Source organism: Mesorhizobium sp. M0676, assembly GCF_040320535.1.
In the GTDB taxonomy this organism is placed as follows: Bacteria; Pseudomonadota; Alphaproteobacteria; order Rhizobiales; family Rhizobiaceae; genus Mesorhizobium.
On sequence record NZ_JAMYPU010000016.1, the window covers coordinates 78540 to 101560 of the forward strand.

Genomic DNA, 23021 nt, shown 5'->3' on the forward strand with positions numbered 1-23021 from the left:
ATGATCACCCGGCTCATTTATTTCGCCTGGGTGCGCGAACGGATCGGCAAGCCGGAAGAGGATGTCGAACTGCCCGCCGGTATCGAGACGGTGGCCGACCTCCTGCGCTGGCTGAAATCGCGTGGCGAGGAATATGAGCACGCGCTGCAATATCCTGATGTGATCCGCGTCGCCATCAACCAGGAACATGTCGAGCATCGCGAGAAGATAGCCGGCGCGCGCGAGATCGCGCTGTTTCCGCCGATGACCGGGGGCTGACACCATGTCCGGCGCGCCGACGGTGCGCATCCAGCGCGACGATTTCGACGTTGCCGCCGAGATCGCGAAACTGACCGAGGGTCGCGCCGACATCGGCGCCGTAGTGTCCTTCTCAGGACTTTGCCGCGACGAGCAGGGCCAGCTGTCGGCCCTGGAACTCGAGCACTATCCCGGCATGGCCGAGGCCGAAATCAGCCGGATCGCCGGCGAGGCGCTTCAGCGCTGGCCGCTGCAAGGGCTGACCGTCATCCATCGCCACGGCAAGATCGCACCGGGCGAAAACATCGTGCTGGTGGTGGCAGCGTCCTCGCACCGGCAGGCGGCGTTCGAAGCGGCCAATTTCCTGATGGATTTCCTGAAATCTCGTGCACCCTTCTGGAAGAAGGAGCACCGCGTGGACGGCACCGATGGCGGCTGGGTCGAGGCCAAGGACGCCGACGACCAGGCTGCGGCGCGCTGGAAGGCGCGGCCCGAATAAATCTCGGCGCAGCCATGTATTGACCGCATTCCCTTGGCCAAATCGCATCGGCAAAAAGGGAGCAAGGGCATGCTGGACAGGATCGCCGAATTCTTCGTCTCGGTTTTGTGCCGCTGGTTATCGGCGTTCTGGCCGTTCCCGAGCCTTCCGTCGCCGCCGAGAAGACCCTGAAGGGCGAGGTGATGTATCGCGAGCGCATCGCGCTGCCGCCCAACGCCGTGCTGTCGGTTCAACTTGCCGATGTATCGCTGGCCGATGGGCCGGCCGCCATTGTCGGCGAGCGCAAGGTAGCGCCGGCCGGCCAGGTGCCGATCAAGTTCGAGATCAGCTTCGATTCAACGGTGATCCGGCCCAACATGACCTATGCGCTGCAGGCGCGCATCACCGCCGACGACAAGCTGCTGTTCGTCACGGACTCGCGCTATCAGGTCGATCCGCTCAGCGACGCGCCGCAGGCCATTGTGCTGAAAATGGTGGCGCCGAGCGACAAGCCGACCTCGGCCTCGCTGTTCGGCCAGAGCTGGCTGGTCGAGTATATCGACGGTATCGGCGTGATTTCGGAGCCGCAGGCGACGTTCCGGGTCAGCGAAGCCGGCAAGGCGGGCGGCAGCGGCCCGTGCAACGCCTATTTCGCCACCGCCAAGGTCGATGGCGAGACCATCGTCATCAGCGACATCGGCTCGACCTACAAAGCCTGCGCGCCGGAGATCATGGCCGAGGAAAAGGCGCTGTTCGAGGCGCTCGCCAAGGCGGCGTCATACCGTGTCGATGGCGGCAAGCTGATCATCGCCGACAAGGACGGCCGCGACATCTTGCGCTTCAACGCAGCGAGTTAAGATCAAGACTGCGGCGGCGGGGGCGCCGGCGTCAGGCCGAACCGGCGCATCAGGTCCATCAGCCTGGTGCGGTCTGGCGGGCCGCCAGTGCTGAAGATGGCGAAGGCCCCGCGAAAATAGTCCGGGCCGATCGCCGCCGGCGTCACCACGCACAGCACCTTGGCGGTCGCGGCGGTGTCGTTGTCGAAGCGGTGAACCGCGCCGCGCGGAATGCACAGCGCCTGGCCCGGCCCGATATCGTGCCGGTGTCCGTCGACGGTCAGCATCAGCACGCCTTCGATCCCGTACATCGTCTCTTCATAGTGATCGTGGCTGTGCGCCGGGGCGGGCAGGCGCTGCGAGCCGGCGACCGTCAGTTCGAAGGCGGCGATGCTGCCGTTCGACTGGTCGCCGGTAAGCAGGAAGCGCACGGCAAGGCCGCCATGGCTGATTGTCTCGTCGGCCGGATTGACGCTGATCTGGCTAGCTCTGTCTAGCATTTCACCCTCCCATGTGGTAAATCGGATTTACCGAAATGAGTAAACTCAATTTACCCGAGTGTCAATGCCATTTTCCAGGGAAGAACCGCCAAAGAAGCCACCGCTGATCGGTGCACTGCTGCGCGTTCCGGCCATGGCCATTCACCGCAAGCTGATCAGGGATCTCAGGGCGTCGGGTTTCGAGGACCTCAGCCCGCCGCATATGGCGGTGATCCAATATCCCGGCCCGGATGGCCTTCGGCCGAGCGCGCTCGCCGAGCGCGCCGCGATGAGCAAGCAGGCCATGAATCAACTGCTGAAGACGCTGGAAGCGATGGGTTATATCACTCGCTCGGCGGCACCCGATGAGAGCGGCGGGACCGTCGTCCACTTCACCGACCGCGGGCGCGCCGCATACCAGAAGATGGCCGACATCCTGCTCGACATCGAACGGGAATGGGCCGAGGAACTGGGCGAGAAGCGTTTCACGGAGCTGAAAACGCTGCTCGGCGACCTCTGGGACACGCCGCTCATCCGTTGAAAGCGGCATGAAGCCGAAGCCGGGACCTGACCAAAGAAAAAGGCCGGCGAAGTGCCGGCCTCTTGCATACATTGGTTCGCGTCGGCTCAGCCGACGATCTCGGTGTCGGAGAACCAGTACTTGATCTCTTCAGCAGCGGTTTCCGGCGCGTCGGAGCCGTGCACGGAATTCTCGCCGATCGACAGCGCGTGGACCTTGCGGATGGTTCCTTCGGCGGCGTTGGCGGGGTTGGTCGGTCCCATCACTTCGCGGTTCCTGGCAATGGCGTTTTCGCCTTCCAGAACTTGCACGATGGTCGGCGCCGATGACATGAATTCCACCAGTTCGCCGAAGAACGGACGATCCTTGTGGACGGCGTAAAAGCCTTCGGCCTCGCGGCGGCTCATCCACACGCGACGTGAGGCGACGACGCGCAGGCCGGCCTCTTCCAGCATCCTGGTGATGGCGCCGGTAAGATTGCGCCGGGTCGCGTCCGGCTTGATCATGGAAAAGGTGCGTTCGAGCGCCATGGGGTCGTCCTTGTCTTGAGATGGAAAGTCTTGAGATCGGAATGTGGAGTGGCGGGCTCTATACAAGCCGCCCGGCCCATTGCCAAGGGGACGCGCCCCGGCAGCGTTATTCGGCCGCGACCGCCCGCATGGCTGTTCGCAACGCTCTGGTCAAAGGCAAGGCTTGCGGGAAAATGGCGATTGCGCAGGCACGCACGGAACGGAAAGACATCGGACCATGTTTGACGGGACGCGCTGGCCCTACCACCACCTCAGGCCGGGCGACATAAAAGGGAGCCTATTGACTATCGGCATTTTTGCTGCCGTGGGCATTGTTCTGCTGCTCTTTTTGGGTCGCCGCACAAATACGAACTTCGGCTTCGGCCCCGAATGGCAATGCACCCCGATGCCGAAGGGCGACCCGATCTGCGTCAAGCTCATCGCCAAGGAAGAGACGAAGTGATCGGCAGCCTTACCGCCTGATCACCACCGGCTGCCGCCGCTGCTCCCAGCCTTCGCGCTCCAGTGTCGGCAGATCATGCTCCTCGCTGGCATAGCCGAGGCAGAAATAGCCGATCAGCGTCCACTCAGGCGGGGTGTCCAGGATTGCGGCCATCTCGGCCGCGTCGAGGATAGACACCCAGCCCATGCCGATGCCTTCCGCCCGCGCCGCCAGCCACAGCGTGTGCACCGCCATGACGGCCGAATAGTCGATGGTTGCCGGCATCGTCATGCGGCCGAGCCCATGGCCCTGTTGCGTCGTGCGGTCGGCGAAAACCGCGAACTGGCAGGGCGCTTCATTGAGACCGGCGAGCTTCAGCCGGGCATAGAGCGCGGCGCGCTCGCCCGAAAAGCATGCCAGCGCCTCGGCATTGCAGCGCTCGAAACAGTCTCTCACCGCGCCCCGCCGCTCGGCGCTGTCGACCACCACGAAGCGCCACGGCTGGCTGAGACCGACGGACGGCGCGATGCTGGCAAGCTCCAGCAGCCGCTCCAGCGTACCCTCGGGCAAAGCCGTCCGCTCGAAGCGCCGCACATCCCGGCGCCAGCGCAGCAGCGTGACCAGCCCGGCGCGAAAATCATCGGTGAAATCGAGGGGTGGTGGCATGGCGATCAGGAGACTTGTGTGGGGAATAGGCAGCAGGCAGTAGGCAGTAGGCAGTGGGCAGTAGGCAGTAGGCAGTAGGCAGTACAGCGCTCGGACCCTATTGCCTACTGCCTACTCCCTAAGCTGCTGCCGCCGCCTCCTTCCAGCAATGCGGGCTGAACGGACGGGTCGCGTCGTGTCCGACGAGTTCATTGAACAGAATGGTCATTGGCGGCTGCGCCCTCGCGGTCTAATTAGTCGCCTGCGGCTGAAGCGGAACTCGTCGGCGGGAAAAAGATGAAACAGCATTTCATGATGTTCGCGGCCTACAATCAATGGGCCAATGGCCGCATCTACGATGCCGTCGCCGCACTTGAGGAAGAAGAGTTCAACCGCGATGTCGGCGCATTTTTCGGCTCGATGATGGGCACGCTCAACCATCTGCTGGCCACCGACCGCATCTGGATGAAACGCTTCACCGGCGAGGGCGACGCGCCGGCAAAACTCGACGCCATCCTGCACCGCGCGTTGCCTGGCTTGAAGCTGGCGCGTGAGGCCGAGGACAGGCGGATCGTCGACTGGGTCGGCGGTTTGACCGAAAAGGCTTTGTCCGGCCGCTTCTCCTACATGACCGTTTCCGACATGCGCACCGTCTCGCAGCGGCTGGCGCCGGCGCTGGGACACGTCTTCAACCACCAGACCCATCACCGCGGCCAGGCGCACGCCATCCTGACCATTCTCGGCCGGCCTTCGGTGCAGCTCGACCTGGCCTTTTTCCAACGCACCGACGAAGGCCGCGCCTACGCCTGATTTCTTGACCGCGGTTTGCGTTTGAAGACGCCGGAGGCGACATCCCTCGGTGCCTTTGTGCCATCCGTCTGCGACCTGGCCGCCGATACCAGTGAAACGCCTCTGGACGCGACGGACAGCGCCAAAGAATCCCAAGCCGGGTTTTTGAAGCCCGTGGTTTGCACGACGCTGCCCGGTGGCTTGTGCCGCCCTTTGGCGCCGCCCCTTGCTCGGCGGGCCGCTACAACCTGCTCCATTTTTCAGTAGAGTTTCTATTTAATAAATTCAACAAAGTTTAAATATTGAAGCAAAAACATATTTTTTTTTAGAAACCGAGTACACTGATTGAGAACTACAACGGCCTATGTCGAAAAAAATAAAGAAACTATAAGGAAGACTCGTGCGTAGCTGTGAGTGCATAAGCATATGTCTGCTTTGGTTTGCTGGCATATTGCAATGCGCAAAGCAGAACGGCAACAAGGAGAGTGTCATGGTTAATATCACCCAGAAAATCGCTAGAACACTGGCGGCGGGTGCAATTATCGTTATTTTTGCCGCTCCCGCGAATGCAGGAGGCGGAATTGGCGTCGGTGTCGGCGCATCTATCGGCGGTGCTGGCGGCATCAATGCAGGTGTTGGCGCTTCGATAGGCGGCAGCGGCGGGGTCAAGGCCGGTGCCGGCGCCTCGGTCGGCGGCAGCGGCGGTATCAAGGCGGGTGCTGGCGCAACGGTCGGCGGCAATAGCGGCGTTACTGCGGGCCTCGGCGCCTCAGTCGGCGGTAGCAGCGGCATCAAGGCCGGCGCTGGCGCGACGGTCGGCGGAGCCGGTGGCATCAAGGCCGGTGTTGGGGCCACGGTCGGCGGCAGCGGAGGTATCAAGGCCGGTGTCGGCGTCAACGTCGGCAGCGGCATCAACGTCGGCGTCGGCGTCGGCATTGGCGGAACGCCGGGCACGCCCGGTACGCCGGGTACGCCCGGCACTCCAGGAACTCCTGGAACACCAGGCACACCTGGGACACCCGGTGTCGTCGCCAGCATGTCGAACAGCCAGCTGACACGTATGAAGAAGCGCTGCGTCGATGTGCTCGCCAGTGAGGGCACCTACGACAGCGATCTGCGGCAGCTATGCCTTATGATCTCGCGTCGCTGAGACAGGTTTCGCCGGGAGTGTCGAACCAGCCGTGAGGCTTTACGGCACTCTCCTACCGCATGGCCCAGACTTCCCGAGGGACATGCGCTGACGAGAAGCCTCCGGCCAGTCGGAAAGCCCGCCGCGCAAGTGGCGGGCTTTTTGTGACCGCCGGCATCTTCACGGCAATCGGTCACACTTTCGATTAACCGTTAACCACATTAGAATTGAAGGCAAGGGTTTAGGGTTTCATTTGTGTTCCCGCTGCAAAATAGCGAACACAGTGGGAGAAATTGGCATGCGGGTCGATCTGTCGCCCACGAGCTGGGGCAGGGTCATAGCAGTCACGGTTGTCGGCACGGCGATCTGCATCGCGGCGGCCTTCCTTGTCGATTCCTACAATTTTCCGTCGCTGTCGCCCGAAGCATTGCGCTGGGCGCAGCTCACCGACCTGTTGCTGCCGCTCGTGCTGGGTGGGTCGTTCTTCTCTTTCCTTATGTACAAGATGCGCCAGCTGGCGATCGCCCAGAAGAATCTGAGCATTGTCGCGGCGACCGACAGCCTGACCGCGGTGTTCAACCGCGGCGCGTTTTCGATGCTGGTCGAGGCCTATCTCGAACAGGCGCGCAGCCAGGCCGTCGTCGATGCCGGCGCCCTGCTGATCGTCGACGCCGATCATTTCAAGACTATCAACGATCGATTGGGCCACGATTGCGGCGATCAAGCGCTCAAGCTGATCGCGCAGACGATCAAGGCTCAGCTGCGCGGCGCCGACATCGTTGGACGCATCGGCGGCGAGGAGTTCGCCATCTTCCTGCCTGGCGCCGACCCGTCGCAGTCCTGGCTGGTTGCTGAGGGGATCCGGCGGCGCATCCGCGAGGTCGAGTTTGCTCCGGGTGGACGGCCCTGTCCGCTCTCGGTGAGCATCGGTGGCGTCGCCTTCAGCGGACCCACCACCTATGCCGACATGTTCCTGACGGCCGACCGGCACCTCTACAAGGCCAAATCCAACGGCCGCGACCAGGTCAGTTTCGAAACGACCGGGCCGCGCGCCCTGCTGGCCGGTGATCCGACGTTGCATTGAAATGCGGGCGCCAGTCGAGGCTCCGGTCGGGCGCAGGCGCTTTTCAAACGGATCGCGGCAATGCGACCTGGAACACGCGCGGGCGCCGTCAGCTTCCATGGTGTCGACTGCAGCAGGCCTCGTTCCTTAACGCAAGTGTTTCGGTCTGCTGGTTGGCGCTGCGATCCGTTGGCCTGCCGCATCGATATGATGCCTTCAGATGTACCTAAAATAGTCCTCGCTTGCTGCGTCCGCCGCTGCTTGCGGGTTGGCCGTCCATTTCTGCTTCGAGGTGTGGATCAACCCGATGGCGAAACGGTGGCTGCAGCGTCGCTCGCTATCGCGCGTGGTACCCGCCTCGGCGGCTTGTACCGTTATCCACTGCTCATAGATCGGATGAGTCAGTGATCCAGAAGTCGGCCTAAACTGTTGGAATGACAATTAGTTAGAGAAGAAATAATCCGTAGAGTTTCCGTTGTTCCATCCTTTGATCAAGATCATGATATATTCAACTTCCTGATCAGCCATAATGGATTTGTGTCTGACGTCTCAAGGGCCAGTTAATATCTCAGAGATGGGCAAGCATCTGCAAAAACTCAAAGGAATTTTAACACGGCATCTAGGCCGGGGGCCTTTTTCACTCCTCGAGTTCGCCTCAAGGTATGGATGCGTGACGCGGCACCTTGTAAGGATGACATCGATCTCGTCAGTTCCGATTATCCACAAGCGATTTCTTTCCTGGCGAACGAATTCAAGATTAAAGCCATTCAGTCGCGATCGATACCGGAGGAGGCAGTTTTTGGCAGGCTCTATGATGCAGTCCTTGCGCTTTCATTCTTTTCCCACATGCCGATAACAACTGGGCGCGATGGCTGGTTCGTCTGTTCAGCTTTGTGCGGCCTGGTGGCATTCTGGTTTTCACAACTCACGGCTCGCGATCCCTGCCTTTTCTTCAAATGGAGACGTACCGAGTGAATTTGGCTTTCGGTTTGCATTGAACAGTGAACAGGCCGACATCGCGGTTGAGGAATACGGCATGATGGCCATGGAACTTGGGTTCGTGATCAAACATCTCAAGACGCTTCCAATGCCGAGTTACTCCAAGATGAAGTGGACGCTTGGTGGGATCACCAAGACGTGTTGTCGTTCGACGTCGGCCGGCAAGTCCGAGTGATCTTTTTTGCTGGGCAGGCCTGGTCCCGGCCGTCTCAGACGGCGTAGCCGCCATAACCGTGTGCGACCGGCTTGACCGAGACGGCCGGCTGGACCGCGGGCCAGAGGATGCCTGCCGTGACTGCAAAGGTGATCAGGGCATCGCGTGCGGCCTCGGTCGAGATTTCGCTGGCGCGCGCCGCCTCGCAGGCCCTCACGGCCGCGCCATAGCTCAGGCGCCGGCGTGATGGCGGAAATTCGGTCAGGAAATCATGCATGTCGAACAGCGAGGCGAGCATGCGTTTGTGGCCGGCGCCAACGCTAACGGCAACCGGGGTGAAGAACATCGCGTCGTGCATTCTGGCCTCTCTGGATGGGCGGAAAGGCGGCGGTCGCCGCTCTCCGATCGCGGGTTGGACGCCAGAAAACGCGGCCGGCGGCCCGAGGTTCCCTGAGAGATGCCATGACAGGACGATTTGCTTCTTGAGGTCGCTCCCCGGCCAGCATCCGCGGTTGCGGCGGCTTCTATTTCCACATGCCGCGCATGCGGGCGCCGAGGTCGACGCGGACTTCAGGTCTGTGGCGCGGATCGTCCTTTGCGTGGACGCTCGCCCAAGAGGTCTGCTCGAAAGCGCCGAGAATCGAGGCCGGGATGAAACGGGTTCGCGAGGCATAGACGTGGCGGTCGCCGCGCGCTGCCTGGCCGTGAGTGAAGAAGCGCTGCGGCGTCACCAGATGCAGGCCGTCCTTGGCCCGCGTCATGGCGACGTAAAGCAGCCGGCGCTCCTCCTCGATGTCTTCCTTGGTGCCGACGCCGAGATCGGCCGGGATGCAGCCATCGACGGTGTTGAGCACGAAGACGTTCTTCCATTCCTGGCCCTTGGCCGAATGAATGGTCGACAGGATCAGATAGTCCTCGTCGCGGTGCGGCGGCCCGGCCTGGTCGCTGGTCGCATCCGGTGGATCCAGCGTCAGCTCGGTCAGGAAGCGCTCGCGCGAAGCATAGCCGGAACCGATCTGCTCGAGCTGCATGAGGTCGGCCCGCCGCGTCGTTGCATCATCGTGCATGCGCTCAAGATGCGGCTCGTACCACAGCCTGACCTGTTCGAGATCGGCCGGCCATTTCCCCGACCGCGCGCGCAGGCCGGAATAAAGCGCAACGAAGGCTGGCCAGTCCTCAGCCGCGCGTTGCGGCGGCCGGTAGCGGGCCAGCCCCATTTCCTCGTCGAGCGATGTCGCCATGGCCTCGACGATGGTGCTCGCCGCCGAAGGGCCGATACCGGGCAGGAGCTGCAGCACGCGGAAGCCGGCGACGCGGTCGCGCGGGTTCTCGGCAAAACGCAGCACCGAAAGCACGTCCTTGACATGGGCGGCGTCGAGGAATTTGAGCCCGCCGAACTTGACGAAGGGGATGTTGCGGCGCGTCAGTTCGATCTCCAGCGGCCCGCTGTGGTGCGAGGCGCGAAACAGCACCGCCTGCGACTTCAGCACCGTGCCGGCCTCGCGCTCGGCAAGGATGGCCTGGCAGACATAGTTCGCCTGCTCCGCCTCGTCGCGCACGCTGACCAGTTTCGGCTTTTGCGAGGATTTGCGCTCCGACCAGAGGTTCTTGGTGAAGCGCTCCGACGCCTCCGAGATGACCGCATTGGCTGCCGCCAAAATAGTCTCGGTCGAGCGGTAATTGCGCTCCAGCATGATGACATCGGCGGCTCGCGCGAATTGTTGCGGGAAATCGAGGATGTTGCGCACTTCCGCGGCGCGAAACGAATAGATCGACTGCGCGTCGTCGCCCACCACCGTCAGTCCGGCGCCGTCCGGCTTCAGCGCCGAAAGGATCGAGGCCTGCAGCCGGTTGGTGTCCTGGTATTCGTCGACCAGCACATGGTCGAAACGGGAGCCGAGATGCGCCGCGATCTCCGGCTCGGCGGCCATCTGCGCCCAGTAGAGCAGGAGGTCGTCGTAATCGAGCACGTTCTGCGCCTGCTTGGCCTCGACATATCGGGCGAACAGAGCCTTCAGTTGTTCGGCCCAGCCGGCACACCACGGAAAGGCCGAACCCAGCACCTCGCCGAGCGGCGCCTGCGCGTTGACCGCGCGCGAATAGATCGCCAGGCAGGTGCCCTTGGTCGGAAAACGGCTTTCGGTCTTCGAGAATCCAAGTTCATGCCGGGCAAGATTCATCAGGTCGGCGGAATCCTCGCGGTCATGGATGGTAAAGGCGGGGTCCAGGCCGATCGTCAGCGCATAGTCACGCAGCAGCCTGGCGCCAATGCCGTGAAACGTGCCGGCCCAGGCCAGCGCGTCGGCGATGACGGACGCGTCTCGGCCCAGCACCTCGCCGGCGATGCGTTCGACCCGCCTGGCCATTTCGGTGGCGGCGCGGCGCGAGAATGTCATAAGCAGAATGCGTCTGGGATCAGCGCCCTTGACGATCAGATGCGCGACCCGGTGGGCGAGCGTGTTGGTCTTGCCGGAGCCGGCGCCGGCGATCACCAGCAGCGGCCCGGCGATCTGGCCGTCGCCATGTTCGACGGCGAGCCGCTGCTCGGCGTTGAGCTTCGTCAGATAGGCGGGCTGCAAGGACGAATCATTGATGGCGATGGTCATCGCCTATCAAGCATCGTTTCCGCTTTGTTCGCAACGGGCCGAAGTCGCCCCTATCGCCGTGGCGCTACACGCGTTGCCGCCGACTGGCGCCGCAAGGTGGCGCGTTCGTCGCCAGGCACCGGCAACGGATCGAAATTGTCGGGCACGTCCTTGATGATCTCCTTGGCTATGCGATAGGTCGCGTAAGCGAAAAGGCCGGTAATGAGCAGACGGATCATGGCGCGATCTCCTTTGGGCAACCAACCTCAGAGCCGCCGTTTGGTTCCAGCCGACGCGGCGTCGTTTGCGAGCGTGCAACCAAAGCCGAACCACCTCGTTGCCTTATGAAGGAGAGGGCAGACCTAGGAGGTCGCCATGAAGAGGCTTCTGATTCTGTTGGCCGCCAGCTTGGCGCTCGCCGCCTGCGACGGCGACATCCAGCCAACCAAAGCCCCGGTGCTCGACCAAACCCCGCAGACGGATTCGGCGCCAAAGCCGGCGGCCAGCGGCGATCAGCCGGCGCAATGATCGTTTTAGCGGGACGATAAGGCTGAGGTAGCCTTCGGGAGAAGAAGGCCGGCGCCGCTTGGGAGGTGAGCTGATAGCGCCGGCCAGGCGGATATCAGGTCCGCCGCAACAACCGAAGATAGCTGAGTCTCTCGCCTGCGTCATGAGGTGGCAGTTTTCGTGCCGGTTCTGCTCGTGCCGTCTGCGCAAAACCAGCAGAAACGGCCGCAAATCCCGCAAGGCCGCGGAAAGAATCCGACCTCAGGCAATGGCCTTGCGCAGCACCGGGCCGCCGGCAATCCCGGCGTCCAGCTGGCACTGCGTCAGCGCCGCCTCGGCCATTATCCACTGCTTGAACAGTTCCACCTTGCGCGTGTAGGGCGCGGTGACCGGGCAGACGAAATACCAGCCGGCGGTGTTGGGGTGATGCACGGCAAACGGCGCCACCAGTCTCTCTGCGCGGATCTCGCTCGCCATATAGGCGCGGTTGGCGACTGCAAAGCCCATGCCGGCATTGGCCGCTTCATAGGACATCATGCAGGAATCGAAATAGATGCTCTTGGTCTCGCCGAGCACGGAACTCGCGCCGGCAAAACCCAGCCACGACTGCCAGTTCTGCGTGCAGGTGTCGGAATGCAGCAGCGTGAAATGCCTGAGGTCGTCCGGCGTCACCTTTGACGGCGGCCTGTCGCCGAGAACTTCGTGGAACAGCTTCCTGTTGCACACCGGCGTCAAATCCTCCTTGAACAGCAGGTCCGCCTTGAGGTCGGGAAAGCTGCCGTCGCCATAGCGGATCTCGAGGTCGAACTCGGAGGTTGCGAACTCATTGGTGGCGTAGGAGGTCGAGACGCGCATCTCGATTTCGGGATATTGCCGCTGGAACAGCGGCAGGCGGGCAAACAGCCAGCGCGCCGCGAACGTCGGCAGCACCGAAATCTTCAGCACATGCGCCTGCGACTGTCCGGTCGCCTCCATGCTGGCCGCCACGATGCGCTCCAGCGCCTCGCGAACGCGCGACACATAGGTCTCGCCTTCGGGTGTCAGCGACACCGCATTGCCGCCGCGCTGGAAGATCTTGAAGCGCAGCTGGTCCTCGAGGCTTTTAACGCGCTGGCTGACGGCGGAAGCAGTAATAAACTGCTCTTCGCCGGCGCGCGTGAAGTTACGGTGCCGGGCGGCACTTTCGACAATCTTCAGCGAATTGAGGTTGACCTGACTGAGCAGACGCACGCGTTTCGACCTTAAGCTGGGCTTACACTAGCACCAGCATTCCTAATTTTACAGGGGTAGGGAAATTAATCGACAGTTTACCAAGTGATGCCCCCATCCTGGAGAAGTAGAATGAACGCCCATACCATACCTGAACTGCGCTACGCGATGAGCCGAGAAGCCATTATCGGTCATGAGACGGCCTGGAAAGTGTCGGGTTTCGGCGTTGCGCAGTATCTGCATGGCTACGACCCGGCGCTGCTGGCGGCCATCGAAGAGGCGGCGTTGAAGCTCAAGGCCAGCCACGCCGTGCACAAGCACCTCGACCTGACCTTCATCACCGGCGCCGACCGCTTCATCCCGGAGATCAAGGAGCTGCTGCATGACAAGCTGCGCCTGGAACGTCTGTCCGACATGATGGGCACCAAGCTCGAGCCCTATCCGCTGTCGATCGTCGGCTCGACCGTCACTTTCATGAATCCCAAGGACGGCGCCGTCGATTGGCATTGCGACGGTGTCCCGGTCACCGAACTCATTCCGCTGTCGATCAGCAATCCGCTGGTCGGCGGCCATCTCGAAATCTACTGCGACGATTCCGAGACCGGCCGCGCCATCCTTGAATCCGGCCGCGAGGTTCCGCGCAACCAGGTCATGCGCATCGACCACAAGATGAACTACGCCACGCTCGGCCAGTTTCTCGGCGTCCTTCACCGCACCGCGCCGATCCAACTCGGCTCGCGCGTCACGCTGGTCCTCAACCAGCGCTCGGTGGCCAAGCCTTATGTCGACGACAATCGCATGTTCTATCTCGCAGCCGACAATGATCAAGATCGCGAATGGGTCAACGAGCTCGCCGAAGACGTCTGGACGAACCAGCTGCCGGCCTATCGCCGCTTCGAGGAAGAACGTCCGGTTACGGCGGCGGCCGATGCGCCGGTCCCGGGCGGGTCAAGGGAATCCTGGTAGCCAGAGCATAGAAGTGGACGCCGGTTTGGCCGTCGGTAACATCATGGTCGGCGATAAGGACAAGGCACCGTCTCGGCGATTCCGGGGTGGACCGGGCTCGCCGTCGGCCCTGGTCTTCGCCGCCGGCGCGGTCGCCCTGTGGTCGACCAACGCGCTGGTCGGCAAATCCCTGCTGGCCAGCCATCCGGTGTCGCTCGTGCAGTTGCTGCAATTTTGTGGAGCGGCTCTGGTGTTCGCCGTCATCCATCTGGCGAGCCGGAAGCGGGACACGCAAGACGCAGCCTTTGCCAAGGGTGCTGACGGCACCCTGGCGCCGGTCGCGGTCGGCTTTATTGGCCTGGTCGGCACCATGGTGCTGCAATACATCGCCTTTGCCTCCATGCCGGTGATCGAGGCCAATCTCGTCGCCTACACCTGGCCGCTGATGGTCGCGGCGGCGGTCATCGTGCTGGGCAAGCGGCAACGCCCCGCGCTGCTGGGTTTGACTGCCGTGCTTGGCTTTGTCGGCGTGGCGCTGGTGATCTCGGGTGGTCGCGGCCAGCCTTTTCTCCAGGGCAGCATCGTAGGCTATCTCGCTGCCTTCGGCTCGGCGCTGTGCATGGCCTTCTATTCGATTGCGGTCGCCCGCCTGGCCACACCGTCGGAGCGTTTGCTTTTGCCTTCGGCGTTGGTCGGCGTCGGCCTGACCTTGCTGTGGTGTATTCACGACGGCGCAGCCTGGCCATCCAGCGAGCACCTCCTGCTTGGCCTCTATCTCGGTGCCGGTCCGATGGGGCTGGGATATTATTTCTGGTCGCGCGCCTTGAAGCTTGAAGGCGGCGGCAAGGTTGCGGTCATCGCCTATCTGACGCCGATCGCATCGACGCTGCTGCTGACATTTTCGGGCGAAAGGCTGACGCTGACCGCGATAGCCGGTGCGGTCCTCGTCATCGGCAGCTGTATTGCGGTGGGCATAGAACGCTCGGAGGCTGAACATGCTTGACGACGATGAACGCCTCGCCAGACAGGAAGCATTCTGGCTGCTCAAGGAGTTCGGCGCCGAGGCGCCGCTCTACGCCGCCATGAAGGCCGAAAAGGCGATAGAGCAAAAAGATTTCGGCCGGTGCGCCCGCTGGAAGCGCATTCTGGAGATACTGGCCGACTCCAAACCTGCGGGGGCCGTGCAGTTGAAATCTGCTGGCGCGAAGTCGGCCGTTTCCAAGTATTAGATTTTCTAATTTGCAACGTTGCAACCTCTTGTGGAAACATCCTCCTGTTCCGATTCTTGATCGTTTATTGAGACTTAGCGACCCGTTGGGGGGTGCAGCTAGGTCGATACATCAAGAGAAGTCTTAAAAAAAGCCGGCAACTTCATGACCGGCGGGAGAAACAGAATTGCACACCATCGACAGCAAGACCGCTATGGAACTGACTGCTGACATCGTCTCAGCCTATGTCGGCAACAATCCTCTCCCTGCGTCTGGCCTGCCGGATCTGATCGCCAGCGTCAGCGCATCGGTGCGCAAGCTGGGCAGCATTGCCGCCGTGGAAAGCCCCGCGCTGAACCCGGCTGTCAATCCGAAGCGGTCGGTGTTTCCCGACCACATCGTCTGTCTGGAAGATGGCAAGAAATTCAAGTCGCTGAAGCGGCACCTGATGACCGACCATGGTCTTAGCCCGGACGAATATCGTGGCAAATGGGGCCTGCCGTTGGACTATCCGATGGTGGCGCCGAACTACTCCGCGACCCGTTCGGCACTGGCCAAGTCCTCGGGCCTCGGCCGCAAGCCGGCCGTTCCGGCCGCCGCGGCCAAGGTGACGAAGCGCAAACCCAAAGCCTGAACCAGGCAGTCTCTAAAGTCAGTCTGCTGTTTGCAATGGACGGCGCGCTTTGGGCGCGCCGTTTTCATGCCTTATTCCCCCGCCGGCGCCCAGGCCCTTGCGAAGCGCCGCCCTCCCGTGCAAAAGCCCCGGCATGCTTATCATCAACGATCTTTCGCTCCGCATGGCCGGACGCCTGCTTCTCGACCATGCCTCGCTGACCTTGCCGGCCGGCACCAAGGCCGGCCTTGTCGGCCGCAACGGCACCGGCAAGACGACGCTGTTCAAGGCAATCACCGGCGACTTTCCCTCCGAGACAGGCTCGATCAGCCTGCCGAAGAGCACCCGCATCGGCCAGGTGGCGCAGGAAGCGCCCGGCACCGAGGAGCCGCTGATCGAGATCGTGCTCAAGGCCGATCTTGAGCGCACCGCGCTGCTCGAGGAGGAAAAGACCGCCACCGACGCGCACCGCATCGCCGACATCCACATGCGGCTGGCCGACATCGACGCGCATTCGGCGGAATCCCGTGCCGCGACCATCCTGGCCGGCCTGGGCTTCGACGATGCCGCGCAGCGCCGCCCGGCCTCGTCCTTCTCCGGTGGCTGGCGCATGCGCGTGGCGCTCGCCGCCGTGCTGTTTGCCGAGCCAGACCTTCTGCTGCTCGACGAGCCGACCAACTATCTCGATCTCGAAGGCACGCTGTGGCTGGAAAACTATGTCTCGAAATACCCGCACACGGTGCTTCTGATCTCGCACGATCGCGACCTGCTCAACCGCGCCGTCAACTCGATCGTCCATCTCGACCAGAAGAAGCTGACCTTCTGGCGCGGCGGCTACGACCAGTTCGAGCGCCAGTACACCGAGCAGAAGGAGCTGCAGGAGAAGGGCCGCGTCAAGCAGGAAGCCGCCCGCAAGCACATGGAATCCTTCGTCGAGCGTTTTCGAGCCAAGGCTTCGAAGGCGCGACAGGCGCAGTCGCGCATCAAGGCGCTGGAGAAGATGAAGCCGATCGCGGCGATCGTGAACGATATGGTGCGGCCGTTCTCTTTCCCCGAGCCGGTGAAAACGGTGGCCTCGCCGATCATTGCCTTGAACAACGTCAATGTCGGCTACACCGAGGGCCAGCCGATCCTGAAGAAGATGACGCTGCGCATCGATGCCGACGACCGCATCGCGCTGCTCGGCGCCAACGGCAACGGCAAGTCGACCTTCGCCAAGCTTCTGTCCGGCAGGCTGAAGCAGGAAACCGGCACCATGACCGTCGCGCCAGGCCTGAAAGTGGCGATCTTCGCCCAGCATCAGCTCGACGACCTACGCCCGGATGAAAATGCCTATGAGCATGTCCGCCGGCTGATGCCGGAGGCGCCGGAATCCAAGGTGCGCGGCCGTGTCGCCCAGTTCGGTCTGACCACCGAAAAGATGAACACCGCCGCCAAGGACCTGTCCGGCGGCGAGAAGGCCAGGCTGCTGATGGGCCTGTCGGCCTTCGAAGGCCCGAACCTCTTCATCCTCGACGAGCCGACCAACCATCTCGACATCGACAGCCGCGAGTCGCTGATCCATGCGCTCAACGAGTTTCCCGGCGCCGTCATCCTGATCTCGCACGACCGCCATCTGCTGGAAGCCACCGCCGACCGGCTGTGGCTGGTCAAGGATGGTGCGGTCAACCCGTATGACGGCGACCTGGAGGACTACAAGACGCTGGTCACCGGCGTGTCCGGCGACCGCCGCGGCAAGCGCGAGGCCGAGAAGGCCTCAAAGGCCGATCGCCGCCGCGATGCGGCCGCGCGCCGCGCCACCTTCGAGCCGCTGGCCAAGGAAATCCGCGCCACGGAGGCGCTGATGGACCGGCTGCGCAAGCGCATCGACGGCATCGAGGACGAGCTTTCCAACCCGGCGGTCTATGAGAAAGATTCGTCGACGGCGACCAGACTGGCCAAGGAGCGCTCGCAACTGGCGCAGCAGCTTGCCGGCCACGAGGAAAAGTGGCTGACCATGTCGGCGGAATATGAGGAAGGCACGGCGGAGTGATTACCTCCCCCTTATGGGGACGGTCGATCCGTGAAGCGGAGCGGGTGGGGGTCTGCGCCGCACCCCACCCCAATGCTTCTGGAAATCATACGAGATGCGCCGAATATGGAACTGGTGAGGTTTGCAATAGATGCCCCCAACAGGAGCAAGTCGCCTGCCACACCGATAGCCGCAAGAACCAGTCCAACTGCGAGCTTTCGATATTTCATGGGTTGCCTTTAGCCGTCACTTAGATTTCGGCCGTACAGGACGACCGCAATGCAGCTTCCATAGGTGCCTGAACGTTGATGTCTGTCTCAGGCATTAGATTCCTCCCCTCATGGAATCGAGATGTATGGTTTGAGACCTGTAGAAGTACTCTTGCTCCTCGAAGAGCGGCCCGATCGAACTCCGGCTTCCCGCGACCGCATCGGCCACGACCTCACCATCGATCCGTTGAACGATCTTCCGCGATCGATCTATCTCCTGCCCCTGAGGGCAGTAGGCGAAGCCACGGTACTTGCCGTTCTCGACATGCGCGTCGACCACGTAGTCCGTATTTCCGTCCGGCGCGGGCCGACCGCCATCGCCCTGCCCCTCCGGCAGGCCGAACTCGGGGATCGAGATGGGGTAATAGGAAGCGGCGGGCCGGCCAGACATTGAGCCAAGCCTGATCGTACCCCCGCCATTCCGCCGCGGCGCGCCATAATCGCTCACACCCTCATGCACATAGTGACCGATGTCGTAGCCCTTGCCTCCATCGTCCCTCTGGAAGTCGGCGCCATTGAGCGGGGACGGCCGCCCATCAGTCGCTGGCCACCAGAAGCGCGGCGCGTCAGGTGGACGAACTTGGTCGAGCTTCGCTTGGATATCGTCAGGGATCCGGTACCGCTCCAGGGTGAAGCAGGTGAGCGCCATCTGCGGCATGGGTTCAGTCCCGAACCAGGGCGCGTATTGCGCAGGCTGGATGAGGTTGGGCGGGCCGACTTTCCTGGACGCATCGAACGCCGCCCGTGTCGACGCCTCGATCGTGGCCTTGCCGAAGCGAAGCTGCGACAAGGGGCTGTCATAGGCATCCTGCGAAAGATAGGCGGCGCCGAAATCGAGCTTGTTGGCATCCTCGTAGACGATGAGCAGCGGCGTGAAGTCGGGCGGCACATGGCCGTTGGCGGTGGTCTCACCGCCGCAGGCATTCGGCGCGCGTACGACGAGGGCCTTGCCGTCGCTCATGCGCCGACCATAGACGGTCGGGATCAGCCCGACGTCGTGAGTGGTGTTGCCATCCTTGTAGACGATGTCGTGCACGTTGCAGCCGACCACGATGTCGAACTGCTGCGGCTCGCCCTTGTAGCCCACGTTGAACTTCAGGCGGAAATAGGTGCTTTGATCGACACGCGCCTCGTCGGAAAAAGACCAGTTGCCAGGCAGACCTCTCGCTATCAGCGTCACCCACAGGCCCGTAAGCACCGCCAACCCGCCGATGACAAACGCCTCCTTGCGCATTCTCGATCACACCCCAAGGGATCGCCGACCTTGGCGCCCGCAGCAAAGCTCTCACCACAATACTCTGAGAAACCACCATCTACAGTTGAATTTTGGATATGAGCCTAACAAGATGCGAAGGCGCGGCTTCGAGGCGTCGAAACAGGAGAGGGTAAGCCTGCGCCACTTCTGGCCCTACACGCCGCCTCCGGAACCAGCTAGTCTCGCCTCATGAACCAGCACGCGAAGCTTCGCATCGGCCACTCCGCCTGTCCGCATGATTGTCCGTCGACCTGCGCGCTTGAGGTCGAACTGCTCGATGGCAACCGCATCGGCCGTGTCCATGGCGCCAAGTCCAATACGTATACGGCTGGCGTCGTCTGCGCCAAGGTTGCCCGCTATGCCGACCGTGTTCACCATCCCGACCGGCTGCTGAAGCCGCTTGTCCGCGCCGGCGCCAAAGGCGATGGCATCTGGAAGGAAGCGAGCTGGGAGTCCGCACTCGATCTCGTCGCCGAGAAATTCATCGCGGCCGAGGCAAAATACGGCTCCGAGACCGTCTGGCCTTACTACTATGCCGGCACGATGGGGCTGGTGCAGCGCGACGGCATCGACCGGCTGCGCCATGCAAAAAAATACTCCGGCTTCTTCGGCTCGATCTGCACCAATCTGGCCTGGACCGGCTGGATGATGGGAGCGGGCGCCTTGCGCGGTCCCGATCCGCGCGAGATGGCGAAGTCCGACTGCGTGGTGATCTGGGGCACCAATGCCGTGGTCACGCAGGTCAATGTCATGACCCACGCCATCAAGGCGCGGAAGGAGCGTGGCGCCAGGATCGTCGTTATCGACGTCTACGAGAACGCGACGATGAAGCAGGCCGATATGGGCCTTGTGCTGAAGCCCGGCACCGATGGCGCGCTGGCCTGCGCGGTCATGCATGTGCTGTTCAGGGAAGGCATGGCCGACCGCGCCTATCTCGAAAGATACACCGACGATCCGAAGGGGCTGGAAGCGCATCTGGAGACGCGCACGCCGGGATGGGCTTCCGCCATCACCGGTCTTGCCGTCACCGAGATCGAGGCTTTCGCACGCCTCGTCGGCACGACGAGGAAAACCTATTTCCGCCTCGGCTATGGCTTTGCCCGCCAGCGCAACGGCGCGGTCAACATGCACGCGGCATCCTGCATCGCCGCCGTCACCGGCGCCTGGCAATATGAGGGTGGCGGTGCCTTCCATTCCAATTCCGGCATCTTCAAGCTCAACCAGGATGTGCTGGAAGGCGCCGCGATGCGCGATCCCAATATTCGCCATCTCGACCAGTCGCGTATCGGCCCGGTGCTGACCGGTGCAGCGGACGCGCTTTACGGTGGCCCGCCGGTGACGGCGATGCTGATCCAGAACACCAACCCGGTGAATGTCGCGCCCGAGCAGCGGCTGGTGAAGCAGGGTTTCCTGCGTGACGACCTGTTCACCTGCGTGCACGAGCAGTTCATGACCGACACGGCAAAGCTCGCCGATGTCGTTTTGCCGGCAACGATGTTTCTCGAGCATGACGACGTCTACAAGGGCGGTGGCAACCAGCACATCACGCTCGGTCCCAAGCTGATCGAACCGCCGGAAGGGCCGCGCACCAACCATTTCGTCATCGAGCAATTGGCGCAGCGTCTCGGCGTCGCAGACCGGCCGGGCTTTGGCCTGACCGAGCAGCAGCATATCGACATCATCCTCGGCAAGCGCGGGCTGGGCTCCTTCGCCAGCCTCAAGGAAGACAAATGGGTCGACCTGCAGCCGGATTTCGAGGCGGCGCATTTCATCGATGGTTTCGGCCATGCCGACAAGAAATTTCACTTCCGCGCCAATTGGAGCGGGCAGGCGGCGCCCAACCGGCCGCCGAAAATCATGGGCCTGTTCGGGCCGGTGGCGGAGCTCCCGGAATTCCCCGACCATGTCGACCTGATCGAGGTCGCGGATGCGGAGCATCCGTTCCGGCTGACGACATCACCGGCGCGCAACTTCCTCAATTCGACCTTCTCGGAAACGCCGGTGTCGAAGGCCAAGGAAGGCCGGCCGGAATTGTTGTTGCATCCGGACGACGCTGCCGCGCTTGGCTTGGGCGACGGCGACCGTATCGAGGTCGGCAACCGGCGCGGCGAGGTGGTGCTGCATGCAAAGCTGTTCGAAGGCCTCAAGCGCGGCGTGGTGATCGCCGAGGGCATCTGGCCAAACAGCGCGCATGAGCGTGGCGAAGGCATCAATGTGCTCACCGGCGCCGACGCACCAGCGCCCTATGGCGGTGCGGCCTTCCACGACAACAAGGTCTGGCTGCGGCCGGCGGGCTAAAGCAACTCCAGGAAAAGTGTGAGCGGTTTTCCGTCCGGAATTGCGTAAAAGAGACTGGCTATCCCGGCAGAGGCACCGTCAGCCCCACCTTGACACGGTCCATGGCAACGAAGGTGCGGAATTTTCGGACATTCTTGCTGTCGAAGAACAGTCTGCGCGTCAGGGCCTCATAGGCCCCCATGTCGGCCGCGGTGATGACTAGGATGAAGTCGGCCTCGCCGGTGACGTAGTAGCATTGCTGCACTTCGGGCTCTGCCGAGAATTGCCGCTTGGCCGCGTCGATCAGGTCCGAGCGTTCGCTCTCCAGTTCGACCTCGACGAAAATGGTGATGGGCTGGCCGACCACAACGGGGTTGATGACGGCGACGTTGCCGGCAATGACGCCGGACTGTTCCATGCGTTTGATGCGCCGCTGCACCGCCGGCGCCGACAGGTTGACGGCTTCGCCGATCAGCCGCTGCGGCGTCGTGTTGTCCCGCTGCAGGATGGCAAGGATGGCGAGGTCGAAACTGTCGAGCGAAGGCGATCGAGGCAAAGCGCTATCCCGGCGAAACAAACTTGCATTTCGAAGCGCCAATAACAGCGCTATTTGCGCCTCGGCTGCAATATGATTTCGTCACACCCAAAGGAGGCCACCCGTGTTCCTGCTCAACAGCAATGCCTTGCACCGCCGGCCGCTCGATCCGGTCGATGCCGAGACGCTGGGGAACGCCGGCGCCGATACGGTCGAGCGGTTTCTGGCCCATCGCGACAATCACCTGGCAACTCCGTTGCATGCATTGCCGACGCTGGCCGGCGAACTCGGCCTCGGCGCCGTCCACATCAAGGATGAAGGCTTTCGCCTCGGTCTCGGCAGTTTCAAGGCGCTCGGCGGCGCCTATGCCGTTTTTCGACTGGTGCTGGAGGAGGCGAGCCGATCGCTTCATCGGCCCGTCGACGTGGCCGATCTCAACCGGTTCGACGTCCGGGCGGTCGCTGCCGGCATGACGGTTGCCTGCGCCACCGACGGCAATCATGGCCGCTCGGTCGCGCAAGGTGCACAGTTGGTTGGCGCGAAAGCGGCAATCTTCGTTCACGCCGGCGTCAGCGAGGCGCGCATTGCAGCAATAGCCCGCTATGGCGCCGAGATGATCCGCGTCGACGGCAATTATGACGACTCGGTCAGGCAGGCCGCCGAGGTTTCAGCGGAGCAAGGCTGGACCGTGGTGTCCGACACCTCCTGGCCGGGCTACGAGCGCATCCCCGGTCTGGTCATGCAGGGCTATACGGCGATCGTGCGCGAAGCGTTGGGCCAGTTGCCGCAGCCGCCGACCCATGTCTTCGTGCAGGCCGGTGTCGGCGGTATTGCCGCCGCCCTGGCCGGCCATCTCGCCATCGTGCTCGGTGACGCCAGGCCGACCTTCATCGTCGTCGAGCCGGCCCGCGCCGCCTGCGTTGTCGCAGCCGCCCGGGCGGGCCACGTGGTCAAGGTCGCACACGATCAGCCGACGGTGATGGCGATGCTCGAATGCTACGAGGCCTCGCAAGTTGCCTGGCGCGTTCTGGCGCGGGTTGCCGATGCCTTCATGACAGTGGATGAGGAGGAGGCGGTCGCGGTGATGCGGCGGCTGGCACGGCCGGCTGGCAATGATCCAGTGATCGTCGCCGGCGAAAGCGGCGGCGTCGGTCTGGCCGGGCTGATCCGGGCGGTGGCCGACCACAAGGCCGCGCTCGGGCTCGACGACAAATCCCGCGTGCTGCTGATCAACACCGAAGGCGCCACAGACCCGCATCGCTATACCGAGCTGGTCGGGCAGAGCCCCGCCGATGTGCTGGCCGGCAAGCTGAAGGCCGAGGCATAG

26 protein-coding genes and 1 pseudogene are annotated in these 23021 nt (G+C 62.8%); 17 read left to right on the forward strand and 10 right to left on the reverse strand.

The annotated features are described in order from the left end of the window. The 3 genes from moaD (at window position 1) to NKI35_RS18930 (ending at window position 1572) form a co-directional block, all read left to right on the forward strand. Window positions 1–258 carry a molybdopterin converting factor subunit 1 gene (gene moaD / locus NKI35_RS18920; protein WP_023673448.1) on the forward strand — a complete coding sequence of 86 codons (258 nt, stop codon included), beginning with the start codon at window positions 1–3 and terminating at the stop codon, window positions 256–258. A 4-nt stretch (window positions 259–262) separates the two neighbouring features. Then, complete coding sequence (locus tag NKI35_RS18925) at window positions 263–736, forward strand: molybdenum cofactor biosynthesis protein MoaE (protein WP_352741222.1); 474 nt, start codon at window positions 263–265, stop codon at window positions 734–736. Window positions 737–843: 107 nt separating this feature from the next. Further along, window positions 844–1572: a YbaY family lipoprotein gene (locus NKI35_RS18930; RefSeq protein WP_352741223.1), complete on the forward strand. Its 729-nt coding sequence runs from the start codon at window positions 844–846 to the stop codon at window positions 1570–1572. A gap of 2 nt (window positions 1573–1574) precedes the next feature. Here the strand turns inward: NKI35_RS18930 and NKI35_RS18935 are convergent, their stop codons facing one another. After that, window positions 1575–2051 carry a cupin domain-containing protein gene (locus NKI35_RS18935; protein ID WP_352741224.1) on the reverse strand — a complete coding sequence of 159 codons (477 nt, stop codon included), beginning with the start codon at window positions 2049–2051 and terminating at the stop codon, window positions 1575–1577. 64 nt (window positions 2052–2115) lie between these two features. Here NKI35_RS18935 and NKI35_RS18940 point away from each other — a divergent pair, with 64 nt between their 5' ends. Further along, window positions 2116–2571: a MarR family winged helix-turn-helix transcriptional regulator gene (locus tag NKI35_RS18940; RefSeq protein WP_352741225.1), complete on the forward strand. Its 456-nt coding sequence runs from the start codon at window positions 2116–2118 to the stop codon at window positions 2569–2571. Window positions 2572–2657: 86 nt separating this feature from the next. Here the strand turns inward: NKI35_RS18940 and ndk are convergent, their stop codons facing one another. Further along, a complete protein-coding gene (gene ndk, locus NKI35_RS18945) occupies window positions 2658–3080 on the reverse strand; it encodes a nucleoside-diphosphate kinase (RefSeq protein WP_352741226.1) in 423 nt (140 codons plus the stop codon). Window positions 3081–3297: 217 nt separating this feature from the next. Here ndk and NKI35_RS18950 point away from each other — a divergent pair, with 217 nt between their 5' ends. Continuing rightward, complete coding sequence (locus NKI35_RS18950) at window positions 3298–3522, forward strand: hypothetical protein (protein ID WP_352741227.1); 225 nt, start codon at window positions 3298–3300, stop codon at window positions 3520–3522. Between the two features lie 9 nt (window positions 3523–3531). Here NKI35_RS18950 and bluB read toward each other — a convergent pair whose 3' ends face one another. Together bluB and NKI35_RS31335 are read right to left on the reverse strand one after the other, a co-directional pair. Next, complete coding sequence (gene bluB, locus NKI35_RS18955; protein WP_352741228.1) at window positions 3532–4167, reverse strand: 5,6-dimethylbenzimidazole synthase; 636 nt, start codon at window positions 4165–4167, stop codon at window positions 3532–3534. Between the two features lie 121 nt (window positions 4168–4288). Continuing rightward, window positions 4289–4375 (reverse strand): annotated as a pseudogene (locus NKI35_RS31335) (glutathione S-transferase family protein); the annotation flags it as partial. A gap of 68 nt (window positions 4376–4443) precedes the next feature. Here NKI35_RS31335 and NKI35_RS18960 point away from each other — a divergent pair. From NKI35_RS18960 to NKI35_RS18975, 4 genes are all read left to right on the forward strand, one after another. Next, complete coding sequence (locus NKI35_RS18960) at window positions 4444–4956, forward strand: DinB family protein (protein WP_023684734.1); 513 nt, start codon at window positions 4444–4446, stop codon at window positions 4954–4956. Between the two features lie 469 nt (window positions 4957–5425). Next, window positions 5426–6085 carry a hypothetical protein gene (locus NKI35_RS18965; protein WP_023814918.1) on the forward strand — a complete coding sequence of 220 codons (660 nt, stop codon included), beginning with the start codon at window positions 5426–5428 and terminating at the stop codon, window positions 6083–6085. 277 nt (window positions 6086–6362) lie between these two features. Further along, window positions 6363–7148: a GGDEF domain-containing protein gene (locus tag NKI35_RS18970; RefSeq protein ID WP_023738635.1), complete on the forward strand. Its 786-nt coding sequence runs from the start codon at window positions 6363–6365 to the stop codon at window positions 7146–7148. Between the two features lie 645 nt (window positions 7149–7793). Next, window positions 7794–8102 (forward strand): hypothetical protein, encoded by a 309-nt coding sequence (locus NKI35_RS18975; RefSeq protein ID WP_352741229.1) that lies wholly within the window; start codon window positions 7794–7796, stop codon window positions 8100–8102. Between the two features lie 233 nt (window positions 8103–8335). Here NKI35_RS18975 and NKI35_RS18980 read toward each other — a convergent pair whose 3' ends face one another. The 3 genes from NKI35_RS18980 to NKI35_RS18990 all read right to left on the reverse strand — a co-directional run bounded on the left by NKI35_RS18980 (window position 8336) and on the right by NKI35_RS18990 (window position 11104). Further along, a complete protein-coding gene (locus tag NKI35_RS18980) occupies window positions 8336–8638 on the reverse strand; it encodes a DUF982 domain-containing protein (RefSeq protein WP_352741230.1) in 303 nt (100 codons plus the stop codon). A gap of 166 nt (window positions 8639–8804) precedes the next feature. Further along, on the reverse strand, window positions 8805–10886 hold the full coding sequence (locus tag NKI35_RS18985; protein WP_352741231.1) for an ATP-dependent helicase: 2082 nt from the start codon (window positions 10884–10886) through the stop codon (window positions 8805–8807). A gap of 50 nt (window positions 10887–10936) precedes the next feature. Further along, window positions 10937–11104 carry a hypothetical protein gene (locus NKI35_RS18990; protein ID WP_023831119.1) on the reverse strand — a complete coding sequence of 56 codons (168 nt, stop codon included), beginning with the start codon at window positions 11102–11104 and terminating at the stop codon, window positions 10937–10939. A 136-nt stretch (window positions 11105–11240) separates the two neighbouring features. Between NKI35_RS18990 and NKI35_RS18995 the strand changes: the two genes are divergently transcribed. Next, window positions 11241–11393 (forward strand): hypothetical protein, encoded by a 153-nt coding sequence (locus NKI35_RS18995; protein ID WP_023693936.1) that lies wholly within the window; start codon window positions 11241–11243, stop codon window positions 11391–11393. Window positions 11394–11633: 240 nt separating this feature from the next. Here the strand turns inward: NKI35_RS18995 and NKI35_RS19000 are convergent, their stop codons facing one another. After that, on the reverse strand, window positions 11634–12602 hold the full coding sequence (locus NKI35_RS19000) for a LysR substrate-binding domain-containing protein (protein ID WP_352741232.1): 969 nt from the start codon (window positions 12600–12602) through the stop codon (window positions 11634–11636). 111 nt (window positions 12603–12713) lie between these two features. Here NKI35_RS19000 and NKI35_RS19005 point away from each other — a divergent pair, with 111 nt between their 5' ends. From NKI35_RS19005 to NKI35_RS19025, 5 genes are all read left to right on the forward strand, one after another. Beyond that, entirely contained in the window at window positions 12714–13547 is an 834-nt protein-coding gene (locus NKI35_RS19005) for a hypothetical protein (RefSeq protein WP_352741233.1), read from the forward strand. Window positions 13548–13560: 13 nt separating this feature from the next. Then, complete coding sequence (locus tag NKI35_RS19010; protein ID WP_352741234.1) at window positions 13561–14529, forward strand: DMT family transporter; 969 nt, start codon at window positions 13561–13563, stop codon at window positions 14527–14529. After that, on the forward strand, window positions 14522–14755 hold the full coding sequence (locus tag NKI35_RS19015; protein ID WP_352741235.1) for a hypothetical protein: 234 nt from the start codon (window positions 14522–14524) through the stop codon (window positions 14753–14755). The genes NKI35_RS19010 and NKI35_RS19015 overlap by 8 nt, the downstream gene beginning before the upstream one ends. A gap of 193 nt (window positions 14756–14948) precedes the next feature. Continuing rightward, entirely contained in the window at window positions 14949–15368 is a 420-nt protein-coding gene (locus NKI35_RS19020; protein ID WP_502897153.1) for a Ros/MucR family transcriptional regulator, read from the forward strand. A gap of 133 nt (window positions 15369–15501) precedes the next feature. After that, complete coding sequence (locus NKI35_RS19025) at window positions 15502–17379, forward strand: ABC-F family ATP-binding cassette domain-containing protein (RefSeq protein WP_352741237.1); 1878 nt, start codon at window positions 15502–15504, stop codon at window positions 17377–17379. A gap of 303 nt (window positions 17380–17682) precedes the next feature. Here the strand turns inward: NKI35_RS19025 and NKI35_RS19030 are convergent, their stop codons facing one another. Further along, on the reverse strand, window positions 17683–18861 hold the full coding sequence (locus tag NKI35_RS19030; protein ID WP_352741238.1) for a hypothetical protein: 1179 nt from the start codon (window positions 18859–18861) through the stop codon (window positions 17683–17685). Window positions 18862–19071: 210 nt separating this feature from the next. Between NKI35_RS19030 and NKI35_RS19035 the strand changes: the two genes are divergently transcribed. Continuing rightward, on the forward strand, window positions 19072–21180 hold the full coding sequence (locus NKI35_RS19035) for a molybdopterin-containing oxidoreductase family protein (protein WP_352741239.1): 2109 nt from the start codon (window positions 19072–19074) through the stop codon (window positions 21178–21180). 58 nt (window positions 21181–21238) lie between these two features. Here the strand turns inward: NKI35_RS19035 and NKI35_RS19040 are convergent, their stop codons facing one another. Beyond that, window positions 21239–21715 (reverse strand): Lrp/AsnC family transcriptional regulator, encoded by a 477-nt coding sequence (locus NKI35_RS19040; RefSeq protein ID WP_023738646.1) that lies wholly within the window; start codon window positions 21713–21715, stop codon window positions 21239–21241. A gap of 103 nt (window positions 21716–21818) precedes the next feature. Between NKI35_RS19040 and NKI35_RS19045 the strand changes: the two genes are divergently transcribed. Then, window positions 21819–23021 (forward strand): diaminopropionate ammonia-lyase, encoded by a 1203-nt coding sequence (locus NKI35_RS19045; protein ID WP_023752542.1) that lies wholly within the window; start codon window positions 21819–21821, stop codon window positions 23019–23021.